2 protein-coding genes are annotated in these 2760 nt (G+C 29.0%); one reads left to right on the forward strand and one right to left on the reverse strand.

The window, feature by feature from the left end; all coding sequences use genetic code 11:
• Positions 1 to 54: 54 nt before the first annotated feature.
• Complete coding sequence (locus AMO08_RS00755) at positions 55 to 777, forward strand: gamma-glutamyltransferase (protein WP_075484309.1); 723 nt, start codon at positions 55 to 57, stop codon at positions 775 to 777.
• 38 nt (positions 778 to 815) lie between these two features.
• Here AMO08_RS00755 and AMO08_RS00760 read toward each other — a convergent pair.
• Positions 816 to 2760: TRAP transporter large permease (locus AMO08_RS00760; protein ID WP_179850723.1), on the reverse strand; the 1945-nt coding region annotated here is incomplete at its 5' end.

Genomic DNA, 2760 nt, shown 5'->3' on the forward strand with positions numbered 1-2760 from the left:
CAGGTTTGCTAGTTATTTTTGGCTCGATTATTTTAACTATCCTAATTTATATAATTGGCAGAAGTTACAAAACAAGCTTATAAAGTTAAAGAAACTATATTAGGTGATCCAAATTTTGTTAACTTTAATTTAGAAGAAATTTTAAGTGATAAAAATATTGAAGAAATTTTTAATAAAATTAACTTAAATTCATGCAGTGATGTTGGTGACTTAAATATTCCAGCTCATCCAGAAACAATATATCTAACAGTAGTAGATAAGGATTTAAATAGTGTATCAATAATCAATTCTGTTTGTTATGTATTCGGATCAGGTATTACTACAAATAAAAGTGGAATACTTTTACATAATAGGGGTACAAATTTCAGAGTAGAAAATGGACATCCAAACTGCATAGCAGGCTTAAAAAGACCGTTACATACTATTATTCCTGGTATGCTTATTAATAAAAACAACAAAGCAACTTTAAGTTATGGCGTTATGGGAGGCCAATATCAACCAGTGGGACAAGTTCATGTTTTAAATAATATGATTGATTTTGGAATGGGACCACAAGAAGCTTTGAGTTTTCCAAGAGCTTTTCATTTTAATAATATTTACAAACTAGAAAAAACTGTTGATAAAGAAATTTTACATGGACTCAAAGAAATAGGTCATAATGTAGAATATTTTGATGGTACACATGGTGGGGGCCAAGCAATAAAAATAAATAGAAGTGAAGGTGATCTCTTGGGTGGATCAGATCCTAGAAAAGATGGGTATGCAAAAGGATATTAATACTCATCGAAGAATGATGTAAAACTAATTCCAAAGAATTAAAAGTTTAAAGATATATCTCTATGAACTGAATTACACCTTGCAACAAATTTAGCCTGTTCTTTAGTTAATCTGTTTTGAAGTCTTAGACCAATATTATGTTTGATAACATCATTATATTTAATTAATTCAGGCATCAAATTCTTATTAGCATCATCTCTCCATGAAACTTCTAAATTGAAAAGATTGAAAGTTTCTGAACTTACTTCAGTTAATTTTTGCTCATCTACCTCATCATTATCTATAACAGATATTAGGTCATCTAATTTATTTGCAAATTCTTCAGTTCCAGAAATTTCTCCTAGTTTTTCAAAAAGATTATCAATTACTGATATTGAGTTTTCGTAATTTTTATTATCAATATTATATTTTAATTCTTTTATTTCTGATGAAAGTTCTTTTAATTTTTCATTATCATTTATAAACATTACTATTTGATCCAAAGTTTCATAAGCTTCATCAACATTTTTTCTATACCTTTTTGTTCTTGTGTTTTTTGCTTTGTGCAGTATTTCAAACTCTCCATTTTTAGCTTTCCAACTTTCAGGAACTTTATCTTGAAGTTCTTTAATTTCTAGCTCGTAATTCTCGATCTTTAATTCTAATTTATTTTTATTTGATAAGTTATCATCATCTAAATTTCTAATTTCAGCTTTTATTTTTTTAATTTTCTGGTCTATTTTTCTAATTTTTTTCTCAATTTTTCTTACATTGAAATGCAAGTCCCTATAATCTTTTGTGAATAATTCATATTCTTCCTCTGTTTTTTGAAGTTTTTTAACAATAGCAAAAGTCCCAAGCGCATTATCAAAATGCTCTTCAAAAATATCTAATTTATCCATTGGAAGATTAGCGGGAGTTAATTTCTGCATGTCTTTTATTGCATTAGTAATTCTTTGTTCTTCAGTGTTGTAAATCGCAAATTTGTACTCTTGTAAGCAATATTGTAACTTTGGATTCATCGGTGGTGGAGCAACGTTTGACGTTAAATATGTTCTTGCTGGTAGATAGTTTACTAATGATGGATAGAAACCAACAATTCCAAGACCTATTAATTGTAAAATAATAAATGGAACAACACCTCTCCAGATATTTAAAGTAGTAACAAGTTTTGAAGCTACACCTTTTAAGTAAAATAATGCAAAACCAAATGGTGGTGTTAAAAATGAAGTTTGTAAATTTACCCCAATCATTACACCAAGCCAAATTGCACTTACATTAGCTCCTGGTTCAGCTAATAATATCGGAGCAATGATAGGAACAACAACAACGGCTATTTCTATAAAATCAAGAAAGAAACCTAGTAAAAAAATCACTGCCATTACAACAATAAACTGTGTCCAAAATCCCCCTGGCAAATCTTGAAGAAAATCTCTTACTAGCTCTTCACCTCCAAACGCTCTAAATCCAGAGGTTAACATTGCAGCTCCTAATAAAATTATAAATACCATTGAAGTAGTTACACATGTTTCTGTAACAACTTCTCTTAATACATTTTCAATTTTATATGCTCTCCAAAAACTCCAAATAATTCCAATTAAAAAAGTAATAGTAAAAAATCCTGTGATAAAAATTGCTGTAAGATCTCTAGTTTCTACAGCCTTAATATTTAAATTATAATTTTTAGATAATATATAAATTGGAACGACAGATAAAATTGCAATTATAATTGGATAGTAAGCATCTTTTTTTCCTTTATGTAAACGATAACCAGCCATCATGGTTGCACCTATTGCTCCAATTGATCCAGCTTGATTAACGGTTGCAATACCCAAAAGTATAGATCCTAAAACCGCGAAAATTAAAGCAAGGGGAGGAATAATTACTATTAATACTTTAATCCAAAATTTTGAGTCAAAATTTCCTTTAAATGGAACAGGAGGAGCTGCCTTAGGATTTAATCTTGCATAAATAAATACATAAAGCATGTATAAGCCAACTAGA

The organism is Candidatus Pelagibacter communis, assembly GCF_001180205.1.
In the GTDB taxonomy this organism is placed as follows: Bacteria; Pseudomonadota; Alphaproteobacteria; order Pelagibacterales; family Pelagibacteraceae; genus Pelagibacter; species Pelagibacter ubique_O.